This is a genomic window from cyanobacterium endosymbiont of Epithemia clementina EcSB (assembly GCF_029919255.1).
Classification (GTDB): Bacteria; Cyanobacteriota; Cyanobacteriia; order Cyanobacteriales; family Microcystaceae; genus Rippkaea.
Map to the genome: position 1 here is coordinate 2333509 of NZ_CP123991.1, position 19055 is coordinate 2352563.

Consider the following 19055-nt stretch of genomic DNA (forward strand, 5'->3'; position numbering starts at 1 on the left):
TTTTAATCGGTAGTATAATGAGCGGTAGGCAAGAGGATTATCCTAAATTTCCGCTCTTGTCAAGTTTCATTAAGGATGTAGTTAAATTGGATTCTCATCAAACCTAACCAATAGGATATCAATCTTCATTAAACAAATTTTTGACTATCCGTCTGGAAAATAATTAGAATCTTCTGATTATTTTTACTTAATAACTTTTCTATCATGGGTCCATTTTCTTTCTTTAATTGTAAGCAGTCTCGCTTTTTGATAAACTATTTTAATAGCATCAGGTAGACAACGACGTAATTGTTCTAATTTCTCTAAAGTCTGTTATGTTCTCAAACAATTTTTAGTTACTTAGTACATCTTTTTGCATATAAAACTTTATCAAACGAGTAATGAAGATCAACAAATTTTTTTGGCAAAATTTTCTTCACAACATAAATCAACTTTCATAATTTTTCATTATCTTAGTTCCTGTCCCATTGATAAAATTTCTCTAACTCTCCTGCTAGTTTGACATAGCCAAAACATTTAGTTAGTAGCAAGGTCTTAGCTCTGTTAATACACCTAAGCCGAAGCTTGCTTGCTACTAACTTAGAGTTTTATGCACCATATGCACTATTTTAGCTGTGTCAGTTTACCAATTCTTAAATTTCTATCTCCTTTAAGTTGTTGCCCAAAATCTGATAGTGTACCAGAGGGCTTTTACCCCATCCGTCCAATTAATTTTTTTACCTTCAGCATAAGATCGCCCATAATAGGAAACTCCTGCTTCATATAAACGCCAACGACGGCGAGACTTAGCTACTTTGACGGTGAATTCTACTTCAAAACCGAAGTCATTACAAGTCAATTTTATATCATCCAACACTTCCCTTCGGAACATTTTTGTACAAACTTCAATATCTGTTAAAGTTGTGTTGCAAAGTAAATTAATAAAGTTAGAAATAACCTGATTACCTAAGAGGTGATGAAAATATAAAACCCGATGGGGTTCACCATAAAAACGGGATCCATAAACCACATCAGCCCACCCTTCCTCAATTAATCGCCACATCCGTTTCCAGTCCTGGGGATCATATTCCAAGTCGGCATCTTGAATCAGAATGACTTCTCCTGTGGCAGCTTTAAACCCTGTTCGTAAGGCAGCCCCCTTACCTTGATTGCGTTTATGGAAGATAACTTGAACACCGACAGACAAAGACTCAGAAGCTGCTACTTCTGATTGAGGATGATGAGTTTCGCATTCGATTTCCTCTTGAACTATTAATTGCTGATTACTATCAAGTTTAATTTTCACCATTTGGCTACTTACTTGTCCAAAGGTTTGTACTAACCATTCTCTGGTTCCATCAGTCGATCCATCATCAACTAGAACAATTTCTTTAGAAATTGCTGGAAGTGCTTGAGCTACTTTGGTCAAAGCACTTTCTATAGTATGGATTTCATTGTAAACAGGAATAACAATCGACAGTTTCATAAGAGATCTCCTCAAACACCCTTTCAATGGTTTATTTTGTTTATTGACCTAACTTTACTCTTTTTTTCTCCTTGCTTACACAAGTTTGTTTCTAGTTATTGCAAGGCTTATAAAAATTTGGTATGAGTCAATTACAGTTGATAGATAAAGTTCAATGCTAGATATTAGCGCAACTAATATCTATTGTCATCATAGTTGGGAGAAGTTCTTCAAGGTCAGATTTTAATAGCTAAAGATACTAGGATTTCTCAGATATTGGTATCTATATTTAGATAATCTTGTGAAGTTGCACAGAATAGCAAACTTGTTTTGGTCAAAACAATTTAAATTAACATAAGTTACGTAAAGTTGATTTTTATTCACTAGCTTTACTAATTTTTATTTTATTTTTTTATAGACAGCAATCAATTTATTTTATTAAATAATAGATCTTTCATGAAAACTATTTGAGCGATATATTTTCTAGTTTTAAACATTTTATTAACTAACTGCGTCAATTAAAGAACATGCTCATGGTTATTTTTATTGTCTGAATTTTATTTAAAAGTTCATGAATTACTGCAGTAGTTTATAAACCAATGTAGTTTACATTTCTGATGCTATTTTACATAATTTTCCATTAATTGTTAAATTAATTGAATTAAGTCTTTAAAAACTAAATTTATTGAATTGCGATACTGATGACATAGTTCTTTCAAATCAAATTAAGTTAACTTAATTTGATTTGAAAGAACTTTTTTAAAAGTTATCATAACTTCATCTGTTCTCAAACAATAACAGTACTTTCTTATTCAATAAATGCTGCCAGTTGATAAATAAGATGACAGTAATATTCATTTTTTTGACAGAAGTGATATGCGTAATAAAAGATTTTGTTAAAATTACAATCTGGATTTATATCTATAAAACTAAAACTTAATAAAAGAATAAAAGTAACTTCTAATATGGAGCTACTGCTTTCTTTTATTCCTATAATTTTCTCTATATTTTATCTTTAATAAAAAATCTTTTAAGTCAAACTCAAACTAAATCTCAAAAAAAATTAATTAAACTAATTTATCTAAAGAAAGAATTGTCTTTAGATAAATTTTAAAAAAAGATAAATGCTCCTAGAGTTAAGCTGTTTTTCTATTTAAATCATTTTAGCCAATACTTGTCCATTTTACTTAAATAAATCTAATAGCAACTACACCCAGATACTTCGTTAGGTACAGGTAAAAGTCTCAGTAGTAACTGCTACCATGATCAAGTATAAATTACGTTTAAGTCAATATTATTTATATAAATAAAAATAATATTGATAATTTAAATAGTACTTGTGATATAAGAAAATTTTGCCAAAAAATCAAAAATTAGTTGATTTTTAAACGACGAATGGTAGTAGCACTATTAATTAATGATTTAACTTTGTGCTTATTTTAATTTTAGGTCGATTTTAAACAGAAAAATATTTTTTAAGAAACTACTTACTAGTAGTATAGTACTAAGCATATTTAAAATTTTTTATTATAGGTCATTTATTTTTTTATTTTTTTAAAAAAATTCTATATTTTTTAGTTTTTTTATAGTACTAGTCTTATTAATGGCACTTTTTTATAGAAGTTATTGTTTTAGAATTAACTGCTATTTCTAAAAAAATGTTAGCAATAGGAGTCATACTTATAACTATTTCAATTACTAATATTTTACCTCTATGCGTTCAAAGCATTTTTTAGAGATTAACTGCTTTATGTCTTTTATAGTGCAGTAAGTTCTTATTAAAATAGAACTTTTCTGCTTTTATATAAAGCATTAATAGCAACAGAGTTTATTTCTCCTGTAGTCTGGCAATTAACCTTATTTATTTTAATCTTTACTATGGCAATTGCTACTTTTAAAAATGTTGTTTACACCTTTCTAGATAAGTAATATGATATCACTAATTTTAAAAATACATTGATTAAAAATAATTTTTAGGGTAAGATTATGAATCTTTGTACTTTATTACATTGGAATAATAGAGTAGATTTAATTAAAGTTTCAAGTATTAATCGTTCCTTAACTCTTGGTTTCTATCTAGGTTTATTAGTTTTACTATGATGGCGTGCTTAAAGACTTAATTTAGAAAATTAAATGGCTATTGCTAAATCTTATCAGTTTATTTAAAAAATATTTTTTTATAAGATTCACCCTCTCCTTTTGATTGTATAGATTTGTATAACAACAAATTTAATTAGGAGTGTAACTCATGGGTAAATCGACTACTGTTGTCTATTCAATCGCAGAAGTTCTTAAGTGTATTAAAGATAAGTTAGATAGAAACTAAAAGTAAGTTAATCACAAGTGAAAACCTCTCCAAAAAGATGTAATAGCTTTTAAGCTGGAAGTAATGACCTCAACTTTCTTAGTCGAGGGAATAGACAAGTGACTAGAAAAAGTAAAAGAAACTTAAAAAATCAAGTTTGGGCGTTAATTGTTCTTTTAGCCGGTACCATTCCTACCGCTACTAGATTATTTTTTAAGGCCAACCGTTAACTAACAAAGGGTGATTTGATATTTCAGATTAGCTTTAATGTAACAGTTAAAGGTAGTATGATCAAAGATCATAAATAAAATATAGAACAAAAAAAGCTCATTCTAGATAAATTAACTTGTTAACTTGAAGTGTTGGGAGAAACAATAGTAACTCCTTCCGATTCTTTCTATGATGATGTATCAATCTAACTCTCTCAGACAGTCCTTAAAACATTTTTTTGGGTATGATAGTTTTCGCCCTGGACAGGCAGAAATTGTCGAAGAAGCTCTACGAAACCGTGACTTATTAGTAATCATGCCCACAGGGGGGGGAAAGTCCCTTTGTTTTCAACTGCCTGCCTTACTCAAACCTGGTTTAAGTGTGGTAGTCTCCCCCTTAATTGCTCTCATGCAAGACCAAGTAGACACTCTGTTAGATAATGGCATTGGGGCAACTTTTCTTAATAGTAGTCTTAGTTCTCAAGAAATGCGGTCTCGTGAACAAGCAATTGTTCATGGGAAAATAAAACTGCTGTATATCGCCCCGGAAAGGTTATTAAATGAAAAATTTACCCCTTTTTTAGATTTTATTTCTCAAAAAATTGGAATTTCTGCCTTTGCAATTGATGAAGCTCATTGTGTGTCTGAATGGGGACATGATTTCCGTCCTGAATACCGACAATTAAAACAACTTCGTAAATGTTACTCTCAAGTTCCTATGTTTGCTTTAACCGCAACAGCAACCAATCGGGTACAAGAAGATATCATCAAGCAGTTAGGATTAAGACAACCAAGAATTCATATTTCCAGTTTTAATCGTCCTAACCTTTACTACGATGTAAAACCTAAAGAACGCCATAGTTATAATAAATTACTTACCTATATTCGTGGACAAAAAGGGACAGGAATTGTCTATTGTCTCAGTCGTCGTTCAGTAGATGAAATTGCCCTTCATTTACAAAACGATGGAATTGATGCTTTGCCCTATCATGCAGGAATGGATGATAAGACAAGACGGTTAAATCAAAACCGTTTTATCCGAGATGATGTACAAGTGATAGTGGCAACTATTGCCTTTGGAATGGGCATTGATAAACCTGATGTTCGCTTCGTTATTCATTATGATCTACCCCGTAATTTAGAAGGTTATTATCAAGAGTCAGGACGAGCAGGAAGAGATGGAGAACCAGCAGAGTGTACCTTGTTTTTTAGTTTATCTGACCTCAAAAAAATTGAATATATAATTAATCAAAAAACCTCTTCTCAAGAACGAAAAGTATCCCGTCAGCAGTTACGTCAAGTAGTAGACTATGCTGAAGGCGTTGACTGTCGTCGCACCATTGTTTTACAGTATTTTGGGGAAAGATTTTTAGGAAACTGTGGTAACTGTGATAATTGTCTTAACCCAAAACCTATAGAAGACTGGACAATTGAAGCACAAAAGTTTCTTTCTTGTGTTGTTCGTTGTAATGAAAAATTTGGCATGAATCATATTATTGATGTCTTGCGGGGATCGAAAAAGCGTAAAATTGAACAATATGGTCATCATCTTTTGTCAACTTATAGTATTGGAAAAGATAAAAGTTTAGCTGAATGGAAAATGCTTGGACGGTCTTTAATTCATCAAAATCTATTAGATGAAACTAGCGATGGATTTCCTGTATTAAAACTTAACAAACAGAGTTGGAAAGTTTTAAAAAAACAGAGAAAAGTAAAGATTTCAGTTGATAAAAAAATAGCCTTAGAAGCCCCAATATATAATAAATCTGAAGTTAATAAAATTGAATTACTCTTTGAGAAGTTAAGAAACTTACGGAAACAATTGGCGGACAGCCATAATATAGCTCCATATGTTATTTTTGCTGATTCAAGTTTAAGATTAATGGCGCAATTAAAACCTAAAAACATGCAAGAATTTTCTAAAATTTCTGGGGTAACTGACTTTAAAAAGAATCAATACGGAGAAAAATTTTTATCAGAAATTATGTCATTTCTTCGAGAAGAAGCTTATCCAAATACTCTACCAACTTCAAGTAATATGATTACTTTAGAGCTATACCAACAGGGATTAGATACGGCAGAAATCGCTAAGATGCGAGGGTTGAAAGAAAGTACTATTTACTCTCACCTCTCGGAATTGATTGAAACAAGACAACCAGTAGATATCGATAAATTAATTCTTCCAGTTAGACAAGATATTATTATTCAAGCCATCAAGAAAATTGGGGACGGCACCTTAACTTCTATTAAAAAATATTTAGGAGATAATTACAGCTACAATGAAATTAAATTAGTTAGAGCTTGGTATCGAAGGGAACAAGAACTTTGATACTCTTAGATAATTCTAAGAATCAACTATTTTTACTTGACTTATGTTATTCGATTACCAGATTTTGTCCTGGCAGTAGATTCTTCTTTAAAAGGAGAGCAAAAAGACTCGTGATATCTAGGTTCCGATTGGATAAGTAGCTCTCAGCCGTTTTGACAGTAGAAATTGATCAGCAATCCTGTCTTTAGGATACTGGCAAGGTGTTCTTACCTCTCTATTTATAAAGGCTTTAAAATGATCGCTTTTAGAATGGAGTTCAATCATAAAGTCAAGATACAGGAGAAAATTTTTCTGCTGTTTAGATGTCTAACTACTATGATGTTCTAGCTTTACTCAGGCTACATTAGGAGAGTGATAATTTCCATTCAGTAGCTTTAAAACTATCGAATAACTAAAGACTTAACCTAGCTAAATTTGAAGATTCCAGATATTTAACTCGGTAATATAATTCGCTTCTTTTGCTCCATTCTCATCACCAACTGGGAGCATAACAGTTACTTCTCCTGTTTAATTGCGTCCCATCGCAATGTCTTTATTAGCCATGAATAACTTACATAACTGCTTATGGGTAAACTTTCAGACTAAGGGTTATAAATTCAAATAAATGCTAGTTTTATCAATTTGTTTTGCTTCCATTCTGGACTTTTAACAAAACCATATGATGTATCTGGTAAAATTTATGAAGACGAGTAGGATTGCCAAAATTTCTATTTATGAAAATAAATACTAAACCTCAATTTAGAGTAGACCAGGCGATAATTAATCATTTTATAATAAATAACTATCGCCTAGCCTTCTAGCTAGAAGATTTTCACTACTTTTAAAACTTACTTCACAAATTACCTCCAAGAGGGATTGGAAGGAATTTGTGAAGTAAGTTTTAGGTTAATCTTCTTATAATTAGAACTCACTAGATTATCGTATAAACCTTTTAACTTTTAATAAGATATTGCCCTTTCATTATTAAACTCAGTAACTTCCAAGATTACCCCGCCATCTTCAATCTTAATAGGGAAATTGCCTACTAATACATTTTTAGATTGAGAGAAATCTGGTTGATTCTGCGAAGTCTTCTCAAATTTTTTTTTCTTAGTTTTTTCTGAAGATAACTCAGAACTAGATTTTTTATCTTGAGCATGAATATGATCATAAACCTTGATTAAGATCATTTTCTCGTCGACTGGTTCAAATTCAGTAGGTCGAGTTGATGATTTTTTAACTTTTGTTAACTTTTTAGCTGGATTAGCTGTTGGTTGATCAACTCCCTGTAAGGCTTTATATCCAGCCTTATAAGCAATATAAGCACTAACTGTACTAACTCCAGACATAACCAACAAAAGTAGTACAGTCCATTTAATGGTAGAACCAATTGAGATTGTCATAATCAATAATTGAGTTAATCTATCAAAAAGACGAAAGAAAAACGTTAAATAACGCTGACTCAGGACCCCTGTGCGAGCTATAATAAAGGTATACCCTAACGATAGGCAAGTCAACCGAGCAGTTGACTTCTTATAAACTGGGGGACATCCAGGGTTGGCCGAGCGGTTGAGGCAGCAAACTCATAATTTGCCCAAGGCAGGTTCAACTCCTGCACCCTGGACTTGAACCCTTTCGAGTTTCTGAGAAGTAATGGGGGGTTGTTGCATTACGATGTTAATTCCAGCATAAAGATAATTAGTTCATAGAATAGATTAAGAGAGGTTATACTGGATCTAGGTATTAACAGCACTGGGTAGATTCAGGGGAAAAGTGACAAAATATGCAATTTTCTACCTCAAGGCTTCCCAGTACGCAGTTTCAAAGTTTTTTTTGTCGTTAACCCTTAATTACCTTTTTTAACGCCTGATATTTTTCAGTTAAGAAAAGAAGCATCCCGTAATTGTTCCATACTCTAAATTTGTTGTGAGGTTGTTTGGTAATCCTCAAATTAAACTTAAAATCAGTCGAGAGGTTTTAACTTTATCAAAAGTATGGTTCAATGAAATATTGACCCGTAATTTAGTTGTCAAAGATCTTAGCTAGGGCATAGCTTAATTCTAGTGAAAGTTCAAGCTAAGGATTTAAGTGTTTAGCTTTCAAGTCGCAACATTTCAGATCTAGAGACATCATTGTTGATAATTTTTCCTTAGGCTTTTTCTATGCAATCTAATTCTATCAATACCTCTTGTGTCGGAATAGCTGATTTATCTGTGTTGCGTCAATATCTTTTAAGATTATTCGTTGATCATGCCTACGCTGAAGGTGATTTTTTGTTATCCTCCCAACAAAAAAGTGCCTACTATATCAATGGAAAACAAGTAACTCTGAGGGCTGAGGGGGCTGTGATGATTGGTCGATTGTTATTATCTATGCTGCCTGAAGATACCCAGGGAGTGGCGGGGTTAACTTTGGGAGCCGATCCCATTGTTACTAGTGTTAGTACGGTTTCTGCCTATGAAAACCGTCCTATTCCTGCTCTAATCGTCCGTAAAGAGGCTAAAGGACACGGAACACAAACTTATATTGAGGGGCCAACCCTCGAAGATGGAGCTAAAGTCGTGGTCTTAGAAGATGTAGTAACGACAGGTAAATCTGCTATGCTGGCGGTAGAACGGTTGCGAGCTGTGGGTTATAAAGTTGATAGAATTATTGCTCTCGTAGATCGTGAACAAGGAGGGGCTGTTTGTTGCGAGTCCCAAGGATTGGAGTTTAAAGCTATCTTTTCGATTACAGAACTTCAGAAAGTTTATCAAGAAAAGCAATGGTGAATAGTCAATAGTTAACAGTGCGATATCACGGTTAAGATAGAAATGAGGAAGTATCAACCAAAGGAGCATAAATTGCCCATGCGGATATTGCACACCATGCTGCGGGTTAATAACCTAGACGAATCGATCAAGTTCTATTGCGATATTTTAGGGATGAAATTACTTCGCAAAAAAGATTATCCAGGCGGCAAATTCACTTTAGCCTTTGTAGGGTATGGAGATGAGTCTGAAAATACAGTCATTGAATTAACCTATAATTGGGGTGTGGATTCCTACGAGCTCGGAAATGCCTACGGACATATTGCCCTAGGGGTTAATGATATCTATGAAACCTGTGAAAAAATCCGAGAACTTGGAGGGAATATTACCCGCAAACCAGGACCAATGAAACATGGTTCAACAGTGATTGCTTTTGTTGAAGATCCCACTGGTTATAAGATCGAGTTAATTCAATTAAGTTCCCACAGTTCAACCCAAAAAAAAGCCGCCCTAGGCGATGCTAACCCTTAATCACAATTGATAAATTGTCTTGGATTTTTGCGTAAGGTGGGGTAGTTCCTGACATTGCTTATTGTCTGGATACTTTTTTTTCTATATCTTCGTTATAGCTCTCGGTTTTTATTCTCCGGACCACCCTCTCTCTTTAAATGGGTTTTCACAACTGGATTCAATTGTATTATTAATACAGTTCCTATTGTAAAAAACAAGATTTTTAGGTTTTACAAATAATTAAACACTTGATTATTGATTACGTTGATGTTCTTGAAGAAGATCTATTAAAGTTTCCTGACATTGGGTCGGTAATAAATCCATTAGAGAAACTTCGAGTTTTCCTCCTCCTAAAGGAACCTTGATATCACGAAGAATGGATAATACTTTCTCTTCGCTTAATTCGTGGTTTTCTATGAGAGGATAGACCTTTTCCGCCACCTTGGTATGGAGATGGGCTTCTGCAAGATAAAGATGCCATTTTGTGATATCGATATAGACGCTCTCACCAATTTTGGCAGCGATGGTTTCAATTGCTTGGGTAGTAGTTAAATTAGTCATAAGATTCTTCAGAACGAACAGCGACCACCTAGATATTAAGTGAGATGACCTGACAACATTATCGCTAATATCGCTGTACATGTTAATGGATATATTGATAAGTTTAATTAAGTTAATTCACATAAACTCCACAGAGAAGTCAAAAACTCTGCTCTTTGCGAAACTTGGTTCATTGTAGAACAATTAGTATCTGCATTGATTCACTAAAGGAGGTTGACACCGATATCTATGCCAAGATTACTAAATTTGTGGAAAGCTACTTCAAGTGTTAAATTAACATAACCACTCCACCTTGCTCTTAGAAAAATACAGATATAGATAAATACTATTACAAATAGAAATACCGTCAAAAATATTTCCAACAAGCAATTAAATAAAGACCAACTATAAGTTTATTTAGATCTCATAATGAGATCTAAATAAACTTATATATTAAAATCTTGTTATTTCAACTATTTGAAACTAAATTAATTTGTAAGGGTTTTATTTTAAATGTTTATAAAACATAGTTTATAAATGCGGGTAAGTAGTCACTTAACTATAAGATTAACATCCTGCATAACCCCTATAAAATATATTTTTTTATCATTAAAAGTAGACTAGTCACCAATTTATATATTTTTTTATAAAAAATAAGAACCTTATTTACAGCCTATTTTACTTAAAAATCTAATATTTTAGATTGACATAATTTTTTTAACACTTTTGTCATATGATTAATAGTTAAAGTAGCCACAGAAACGGTAATGAGAGTTGTTATTTCTCCCCCGGTTTCTGCTTTGGTAATGAGGATGGCTCGAATTTGATACCTTGGTGGTATTTTATCAAAAGTTAACGTCACCTCAATACAGGAAAAGAGCATCACACAGAAGAATAAAGTTAGCTGTTATTAAAACTGCTCCTTTGGGGGCATTCCTGCTTCAATAGCAGTCAAAGTACTCTGGAATAATCCATACGTAGACACTTGATTATAGGGAGAAAATTGAGTTTTTTCTTGATAATTAAGATGAAAAAAGGAAAAATTAAGAGTTGATATATTATAGTCATTAATAGCAAGTAAATTTAACGAGAGAACTTGTATTTATTTTGAGATTATTTAAGAGTTTCCTCTGCGAATTAAGATGAAATGGCAAAAAATATCTGGGAATTCAGTCTTGATTCCCTCTCATCCAATTATGGTGATTCATTTTCTAGGGGGAGCTTTTTTCGGAACTGCTCCTGATTTTACCTATCGTTGGCTATTGGAAGAGTTAGGCAAGTCAGGTTGTATTGTAATCGCTACTCCATTTGTTAATACTTTAGATCACTTGGCAGTCGCCCGTAGTGTTCTTAACCGTTTTGAGAATATTTTAGAGCGTCTCCAGACCAAAAGTTTCCTTAAACAACGTTATTTACCAATTTATGGCATGGGACACAGTATGGGGTGTAAACTCCATTTATTAATTGGGAGTTTATTTGAAGTTGAAAGAGCCGGGAATATTCTAATCTCTTTGAATAATTATCCCGTGCGTCGTGCCATTCCCTTTCTCGAACAGATCGACATTGACAATTCGTTAAATTTAGAATTTACCCCTTCCCCAGAGGAAACTCAGATTCTTATTGCCAAAAATTATAAAATTCGTCGCAACCTACTTATCAAATTTAAAAAAGATGATATTGATGAAACCTTAACCTTTAACCCTGTGCTACAAGAAAAATTTTCAAATATGGTTGCTTTACTACTTCTTTCTGGGAACCATTTAACCCCTTTAGGACAAGAACTTAAGTGGCAAACGGGAGATGTTTTTTCTCCCTTAGATGCAGTAGTACAATGGATACAATGTAATTCATCTAGTGATTTAGGTAAACTGAAACAGGAAATTTTACACTGGCTAAATCCTGAACAAATATTTTTAAAAAAAACTATAAATTTACCATAAAATCTTATATTTATTAAGCTATGCAATATATGAAATATTATTTAGCTATTAATTAACTGTAAATGTTAAAATTACTCGAATTAAAGTTTGAGAAAGTAAGAGGATACACAGTCATTGGAGAGTTTGCTTAAAAGAAACTTTTAAGTCATCGAAGAACTAAAATAAAACTTCTTTAGATCTACTCACTTTGGCTTAAGACAACCAACACTAAACTTGATTGATTAATGAAGTGATTTATAACTCGAGCATGAATCTGATCGGAGTTGACCACAAAGGCTAACCAAATACAAAAAAGGCAAATATACTAGTATGGTCCACATGGTGTTCCCGATGAGACTCAATCAGTAAATACCCCTTTTCTTGGAAATAAATCTGAGAACTCACATTCATAAGATGATTCTACTTATTCTTGTGAAGATACAACCCATTTATCCTGCTTTTTATTGCACTATTCTCTTCAATTTGTCACTGATCCTATGAAAATGATATGTTCGAGTCTTAAACTAGAATTAGAATAAGATCATTTTAAAAATTTTTATATTACCCAAAAAATTAAGAAGTTTAAAAATACCATTCATATGGTATTAGTCCCATTTTAGTTGCCAAAGTGAACAATTCTAGCGATAAGAGTTAAAGCTGAAGATAATGGGAAACAGTAGTAAAAATTATCGAATTTATTTTTCTGAATTTTACAGATAACAAACTGTTGGAACATACTACAATTATAGCTATTTCAGACTAAATCTAGTAAATTAGTGGCTAAAACTTATAAGACTTTTATTATGATTAAAAATATGTTATACAACTACCAAAAACTTGATTTTTATAGAAGTACAAGTTTTGTCATTCTGGAAACATTACAAAGCAATACTTTTAGCTTTTACTTGTTAAGATTTTATTACAACTAATCTAAAATAGCCATAATTATCTTCTGAGTTTTATTCTTTCCAAAGCCCTATTTTTTTTAGTTTACTTCGCAACTCCTCAGCTTCTTTATAACAATTTTGCTCCTCGTAAAGACTAACTGCTTTTCTAAATACTTCTGTACTTTTAAGTATTTTTTTTAATTTAAATAAAACTACCCCTAAATTCTGATAAGCAGCAGCGTAATTTGGACTTAAAGATAATAACTTATCGTAAATTACTTCTGCATCGGCTAATTTACCCATAGCATTAAGGATCATGGCAAAATTATAATATCCTGTAATAAAACTAGGATCTATTTGTATAGTTGTTTCATAAGCTTTAGATGCACTTTTTAAATTTCCCATAGCTTGTAAAACAACACCTAAATTATTGTAAGCTCCTAATTTTAAGGGAGGCATTATTTCTTGAGCTAGAGCTTTTTGATAATGTTTAATAGCTTTATCATTATCTTGTTGCCTTGTGTAAGCATTACCTAAATGGTAATGTAACTCAAATAAAATATGAGTATTAGCCTTATTGGATTTTAATGCTCGCTTTAGTAATTTTATTCCTGCTTTTTCTTGGTTTATATGTAAATAAAGTGCGCCAAGTTTACTACAAATATAGGGATCATTGGGGTGGTCTTTTATAAAACTTTCCATTGCTTGTCGCGCCCTTTTATATTTATCTAAAAAAACAACAGTTTCAGGATGATAACCATAATGAAACACTGCTATTGCCGGAAGTTCTCTAATTTTCCATTGAGATTCCCATTTTAATAACTCAGTAACACTGTCGTCAATAATGGCATGGTAAGGACGAGAAAATTCAACTGCCGGATGCTTCCGAAATAACCGGGATACCAAAGAGTAAGGAGACTGAGACGCACCAATTTCATGACGGACTAAATTAATAACTAAATTATTTTTATCAGCGATTGCTTCTCTAACTTGAGAGGCAATTTTTGGGTTAAATACTTCGTCAGCATCTAGAATCAAGACCCAATCCCCAGTAACATGACTAAGGGCTGCATTACGAGCAATGGCAAAATTATTACACCATGTAAAAAAAGGAACTTTTGCCCCAAATTTTTGAGCAATTTCTACTGTTTGATCAGTCGACCCGGTATCCATTACCACCATTTCGTCTACAATATCTTGAACGCTTTCTAGACATGTAGTTAAGTTTTTTTCTTCATCTTTAACAATCATGCAGAGACTGAGTTTTGTCATAGCTCCTAATTTTTTAACTATTTTATATTGGGGAAACTGATTAATTTTGGCTTTTCTATAAAAGACAATTTGTTTATTATAAACTCGAGCGCGATTAACCTTTAGTCGAGTACCATCCAGAACAAATTTATCTAAGTCTAGCAAAGTATTTACATACTTAATTGAGATTTTCCTCTCTTGTCATTTTTCCGTTATTGGGTTGTTACACTTATCTTCAATTTTAATATCAATAAGTATTAATTTTAATAAAGTTTTATTGCCTAATTTGTCTTAGGTGTTAATATTCTATGAATATATACCTTTTTTTCTTTTTTCTCTTTACCGTAGTTAAGATTTTCCAATGTCTTCCATATTGCTAGATTATTTTCAGTTTATCTCCCGATAGAGAAGATTAAGCTGGTAACAGTTTTAAGTTTAAATCTAACTTACCATAGGGGTTTGAGCTCTTACTCAATTACAAATCAGATTGAAAGCTTTATATATAGTCGAGGCTAGAGTTATGGTAGCGATTCCCTAAAGACAACATCGACGTTCCATGACCAGTTTAATTTCAGATGACCGCGTAGCAGTGTTGTTGATGTGGTACGGAGAAGTAGAAAGTTGTGAAGATTTTGCTGATTACAACGAAATAAATATTAAGCTTAATTAACTACTAAATTTACGCTGGTTACCACCTGAGTTTATCTCCCCATGGCTAAATTATTAGCTATATCTAATCCTGATAAATAGCAACGTCGACATGATTATTTAACTTATTCTCATAACCAGCTTTTAAACAAAGAAGAGCCTGCATTGAGGAAAAATTCCGATAAAAGTGGAACCATCGCATTTAGGTTCTTAAAGCATTTAACTTTTGTGAACTCTTTCTACTCATGAGGTTTTAGAAGTCATTCAAATCTAAGAATTTGATAAGATTTTTATTTACTACTTTGTTAGTAGTCGATTCTATTTTTCCCAGTGGAATTGCTATTAAATTGGTAAATAATGCGTCAGGGAATATTCCTCTTATAAGAAACCTACCCATATTGGTTTGATAGACCAAATGCTATTCAATTATTTTGCAAAAAATTTATCTAAAAAGTATCTTCCTTCCCAAATTGTGATGATTTTGATAAATCATGGTTGTCTCAATAAAGCAAAAAGGTTAACTTCTAGAATTGATGGACGCAACCTAATGCATATCTAGCTTCTAGAAATTTGATTAATTTAGAGGCGAAAGCATTAGTATTTATGCCCATTAGACTTGCAATAGAAAACTATAAAATCATATTATATATTGAGCATCTTATTGAAAGTTTCCGTCGGAAACAGTTTGATCTTACCTCCGTGAAAATACCTTATGTCAATGGATATCCTAAATTTTGTTAAATGGCAGCAGATTAGGCATATCCTCATATTGCTGACTTGTTGAATGAGCAAGCATTAAGGGTAAATACTTCATTAAGTTTAGACAATTTGGAGGTAAACGACGATAATGATAACCATCTCTAGTTATTTAAAACAAGGAAAAATCAATCAACCATACTGCTGTGCAAAAGGTAGAAAGTATTAAATAGAAGTCAATAGTTGTTAACCTTTACTTGTAGTTATGTCATGAAACTTGTGCAGGTGAGCAACGTGGAATTTTTACTTCATCATACTCGTCTAGTTTTCAGGTATTTATAACAAAAAACGCAAGACTTATCTCTATACTTATCCGTTCCAAGTATTTGTTTAAAGTACACCGACTGCTCGAGAGCAGACTGAAGTATTTTCAGAATATGTCAAGTATTCGGACTGTATTTTAAATCAAACTTATAAAGGTCGGTAGACTCGATAGTTAATTTTAGGAAAAATATTATCAATCTTCTCGACTTTTTCTAACCAACCTGAGTCGACTTTTTGTTCTTTAATATCATCATAAATTTTATTCAACCGAAGCAGGTGTGATCGCGTACGATGAACTGCATAGGGAACCATGGTTCCTGTCCGCATGATAAATGCCCAGTCAGAAGATTGAGCCAACAGTAATTCTCGTGCAGCCTGATTTAACGCCCTCCATTGTAACTTATCAGAAGGTTCTAGGCGACTAAGTTCAATCATTCGTTCTGTCGCTTTGTGGAGATGAGGATAAATCCAGGCATTGGTATGATTTAACCAGTATTCATGAAACCCCTTATAACCCCAACTCGACTGAGAAGGACGACTGACTTGTTGAGTAGGATTGCCCTGTAAATACTCCGCTAAATGGATCATATCAAAAGTGTTTTGATCGTACCAAGCCTTACGGAAAAGATAATCAATAAACCAAGGGCCTTCATACCACCAGTGACCAAACAACTCTGCGTCATAGGGAGAAACGACAATAGGGGGACGTTGCATAATTGCCGCCAAATTACTTATTTGTTGTTCCCGATTGTGGATAAAGTTCCCCGCGTGTTCTGCAGCCTTCTCTCGCGCCCAGTAAGGATCATAGAGAGCCTTATCTGAAAGTCCTGCCTGATGATTGGTAATTTTATGGTATTTGATGCCTATATTTTTCCGTTGACCATTAGGCATAATATAAGGTTTGATATACTCGTATTCAGCGTCCCAACCTAAATCCTTATAAAATTCTCGGTATTCAGGGTCTCCTGGATAACCTACTTTAGAAGACCAGACTTGCTGAGAAGATTCATGATCTCGACCAAAAGCTGCTACCCCAGTTTCCGTAAAGATAGGGGCATAGGTTCCGTAACGGGGGCGAGGACGAGCATGTAAGATCCCATGACCATCTACTAAAAAGTAACGTAAGCCAGCATCGGCTAATATTCGTTCTACTCCTTCATAATAGGCACATTCAGGTAACCAAATTCCTTGAGGAGAACGGCCAAAGTTTTCCTCATAATGCTCACAGGCTACCTTAATTTGTGCCCAGACTGCTTCGGGATACATTTTCAACAAAGGAAAATAGCCATGGGTTGCACCACAAGTGATAATCTCCAGATTATGGCTATCAAAGAATTGTTTAAAAGCAAGGAGCAAATCGCCCTTGTAAGATTCCCAAATTCCCCGAATATGAGCAAATTCTTTAGCATAGTATTCAGCTAAATAACGAAGATGTCCGTTATGTTCGTTGCGGACAATTTCGTTTTCGATCAGTTCTTGTAACCGAGCTAGATGTGCATCGTAGCGTTTTTGGAGTAAGGGATCTCTAAGCATAGAAACCAAGGGAGGTGTCATGCTCATAGTCATTTTAAAGTCAATTCCGTCCCGTTTTAACCCTTCGAAAACATAAAGGAGGGGAATGTAGGTTTCTGTAATGGCTTCGTAGAGCCATTCTTCCTCTAAAACATAGTCACTTTCTGGATGACGGACAAAAGGTAAATGAGCATGAAGGACGAGGGCAACATAGCCAAGAGCCATAATAATTCCGAAGATTTTATGATTTAAGTTTTTTCGGTTGAACTTTAAGAGCGAGTATCATAGTTTTTATACTATCTTTAGATTCTAAAATAGAAGGGGCATGAAAAAAACTATTTATATATTTAGCACGCCTTCTTCGATTATTTTTATCTGATGGGTCTCAGTCGGAGAAATTTGGCTTTTTGGCTTAATTGTCTAACTGTGCCAATAGACATTAGAATCAATCCAATTCGGTGTCTTCAAGTCCTGTTACCGATCAACTTGTTTACCTTGTAAGCCTATAGTCTTGACTTCCAGTGCTAGAACCTACCAACCTTGAAACAACATTTGGATCTGACATATCTTCATCGACGTCGATTCAGCTTTTGTTGTTTGTCGATGAGCGTCCAAGCTCCCATGAACACATTGAAAAAATCCAAGATTACTTTAAACAGCTGAAAGCGGACTTTTCATATCAACTGCAAGTCATTGAAGTTCCTGAACAGCCCCACCTAGTGGAACATTTTCGTCTTGTGGCTACGCCTGCCTTAGTGAAAGTGTCTCCAGAACCCAGACAAACCTTAGCGGGAAGCAATATTGTTAACCAACTTAGGAAATGGTGGCCGAGATGGCAATTAGCTCTCGAAGAAAGTAGTCCTGACGCTAGTAACAATGGACAGACCCAGAAACTCATCTCTCCCAACCCCATTAACTCCCTAGGTCATTCGGTCGAACTAATGCGGTTATCCGATAAAATTTTTCACCTCAATCAAGAAAAAGAGGAACTTATACGACAACTAAAATTCAAAGATCAAGTTTTGGCTATGCTTGCCCATGATTTGCGAAGTCCTTTGACAGCTGCGTCTATCACCGTCGAAACTCTCGAACTCGCTCAAAATCATCAAAACCCCCAACGTAGCGCAGAATTGAAAGAAGAGCTCTACCAGCAAGCCCGAAAACAATTCCGTATTATGAACCGTTTAATTACGGATATATTACAAGCATCACAAACAATGAAAACGGAGTTAGCTGTTCATTGTCATGATGTCTTTTTACAAAAGTTATGTAAAGAAATTCTTGAACAGTATACTAACTTATTTGAAGAAAAGTCCTTAGTTTTAGTTAGGGATATTCCCCAAGATATCCCCCGAGTTTATGCTGATGAAAAATTGATTCGCCAAGTGATCGTCAATTTATTAGATAATGCAATTAAATATACTCCCTCAGGAGGAAAGGTCACTGTTTCAATTCTCCATCGCACTACTCAGAAAGTTCAGGTCAGTATCTGTGATACAGGGCCAGGTATTCCAAAAGGGAAGCGGGAGAAAATTTTTGAAGGTTACTTCCGCCTCAAGCGCGATCAAGAAAAAGAGGGTTATGGGTTAGGCTTATCTTTATGCCGAAAAATTATTCGCGCTCACTATGGACAAATCTGGGTCGATAGTGTTCTTAATCAGGGTAGCTGTTTTCAATTTACATTACCCGTCTGTCGTTAATAAATACCCTAAAAGTTAAGGTGTATAGATGAAGATTTTGGGCTTTTAACCC

General features: G+C 33.7%; 11 protein-coding genes and 1 tRNA gene. 6 read left to right on the plus strand and 6 right to left on the minus strand.

Annotated features, from left to right (window positions below; genetic code table 11):
• Positions 1-649: 649 nt before the first annotated feature.
• Positions 650-1465, minus strand: coding sequence for a glycosyltransferase family 2 protein (locus tag P3F56_RS07805; RefSeq protein WP_281152329.1), 816 nt, complete (start codon positions 1463-1465; stop codon positions 650-652).
• A 2686-nt stretch (positions 1466-4151) separates the two neighbouring features.
• Between P3F56_RS07805 and recQ the strand changes: the two genes are divergently transcribed.
• A complete protein-coding gene (gene recQ / locus P3F56_RS07810) occupies positions 4152-6287 on the plus strand; it encodes a DNA helicase RecQ (RefSeq protein ID WP_281153766.1) in 2136 nt (711 codons plus the stop codon).
• Positions 6288-7225: 938 nt separating this feature from the next.
• Here recQ and P3F56_RS07815 read toward each other — a convergent pair.
• Positions 7226-7669 carry a hypothetical protein gene (locus P3F56_RS07815; protein WP_281152330.1) on the minus strand — a complete coding sequence of 148 codons (444 nt, stop codon included), beginning with the start codon at positions 7667-7669 and terminating at the stop codon, positions 7226-7228.
• Between the two features lie 148 nt (positions 7670-7817).
• On the opposite strand from P3F56_RS07815, the gene P3F56_RS07820 reads away from it, so the two are divergent.
• From P3F56_RS07820 to gloA, 3 genes are all read left to right on the plus strand, one after another.
• A tRNA-Ile gene (locus P3F56_RS07820) sits at positions 7818-7890 on the plus strand.
• A gap of 538 nt (positions 7891-8428) precedes the next feature.
• On the plus strand, positions 8429-9037 hold the full coding sequence (gene pyrE / locus P3F56_RS07825) for an orotate phosphoribosyltransferase (protein ID WP_281152331.1): 609 nt from the start codon (positions 8429-8431) through the stop codon (positions 9035-9037).
• Positions 9038-9115: 78 nt separating this feature from the next.
• Positions 9116-9547, plus strand: a complete 432-nt coding sequence (gene gloA, locus P3F56_RS07830; protein WP_281152332.1) for a lactoylglutathione lyase — start codon at positions 9116-9118, stop codon at positions 9545-9547.
• A 231-nt stretch (positions 9548-9778) separates the two neighbouring features.
• Here gloA and P3F56_RS07835 read toward each other — a convergent pair whose 3' ends face one another.
• Both P3F56_RS07835 and P3F56_RS07840 read right to left on the minus strand, forming a co-directional pair.
• Positions 9779-10087 (minus strand): DUF3181 family protein, encoded by a 309-nt coding sequence (locus tag P3F56_RS07835; RefSeq protein ID WP_281152333.1) that lies wholly within the window; start codon positions 10085-10087, stop codon positions 9779-9781.
• A 661-nt stretch (positions 10088-10748) separates the two neighbouring features.
• Complete coding sequence (locus P3F56_RS07840; protein ID WP_281152334.1) at positions 10749-10949, minus strand: cyclic pyranopterin monophosphate synthase MoaC; 201 nt, start codon at positions 10947-10949, stop codon at positions 10749-10751.
• A 259-nt stretch (positions 10950-11208) separates the two neighbouring features.
• On the opposite strand from P3F56_RS07840, the gene P3F56_RS07845 reads away from it, so the two are divergent.
• Complete coding sequence (locus tag P3F56_RS07845; RefSeq protein ID WP_281152335.1) at positions 11209-12006, plus strand: DUF1350 family protein; 798 nt, start codon at positions 11209-11211, stop codon at positions 12004-12006.
• Positions 12007-12944: 938 nt separating this feature from the next.
• Here P3F56_RS07845 and P3F56_RS07850 read toward each other — a convergent pair.
• Positions 12945-14123 carry a tetratricopeptide repeat protein gene (locus P3F56_RS07850; RefSeq protein WP_281153767.1) on the minus strand — a complete coding sequence of 393 codons (1179 nt, stop codon included), beginning with the start codon at positions 14121-14123 and terminating at the stop codon, positions 12945-12947.
• Between the two features lie 1815 nt (positions 14124-15938).
• Positions 15939-17528: a glycoside hydrolase family 57 protein gene (locus P3F56_RS07855; RefSeq protein ID WP_281152336.1), complete on the minus strand. Its 1590-nt coding sequence runs from the start codon at positions 17526-17528 to the stop codon at positions 15939-15941.
• A gap of 296 nt (positions 17529-17824) precedes the next feature.
• On the opposite strand from P3F56_RS07855, the gene P3F56_RS07860 reads away from it, so the two are divergent.
• Positions 17825-19003, plus strand: coding sequence for a histidine kinase (locus tag P3F56_RS07860; RefSeq protein ID WP_281152337.1), 1179 nt, complete (start codon positions 17825-17827; stop codon positions 19001-19003).
• The last annotated feature ends 52 nt before the right edge of the window (positions 19004-19055 follow it).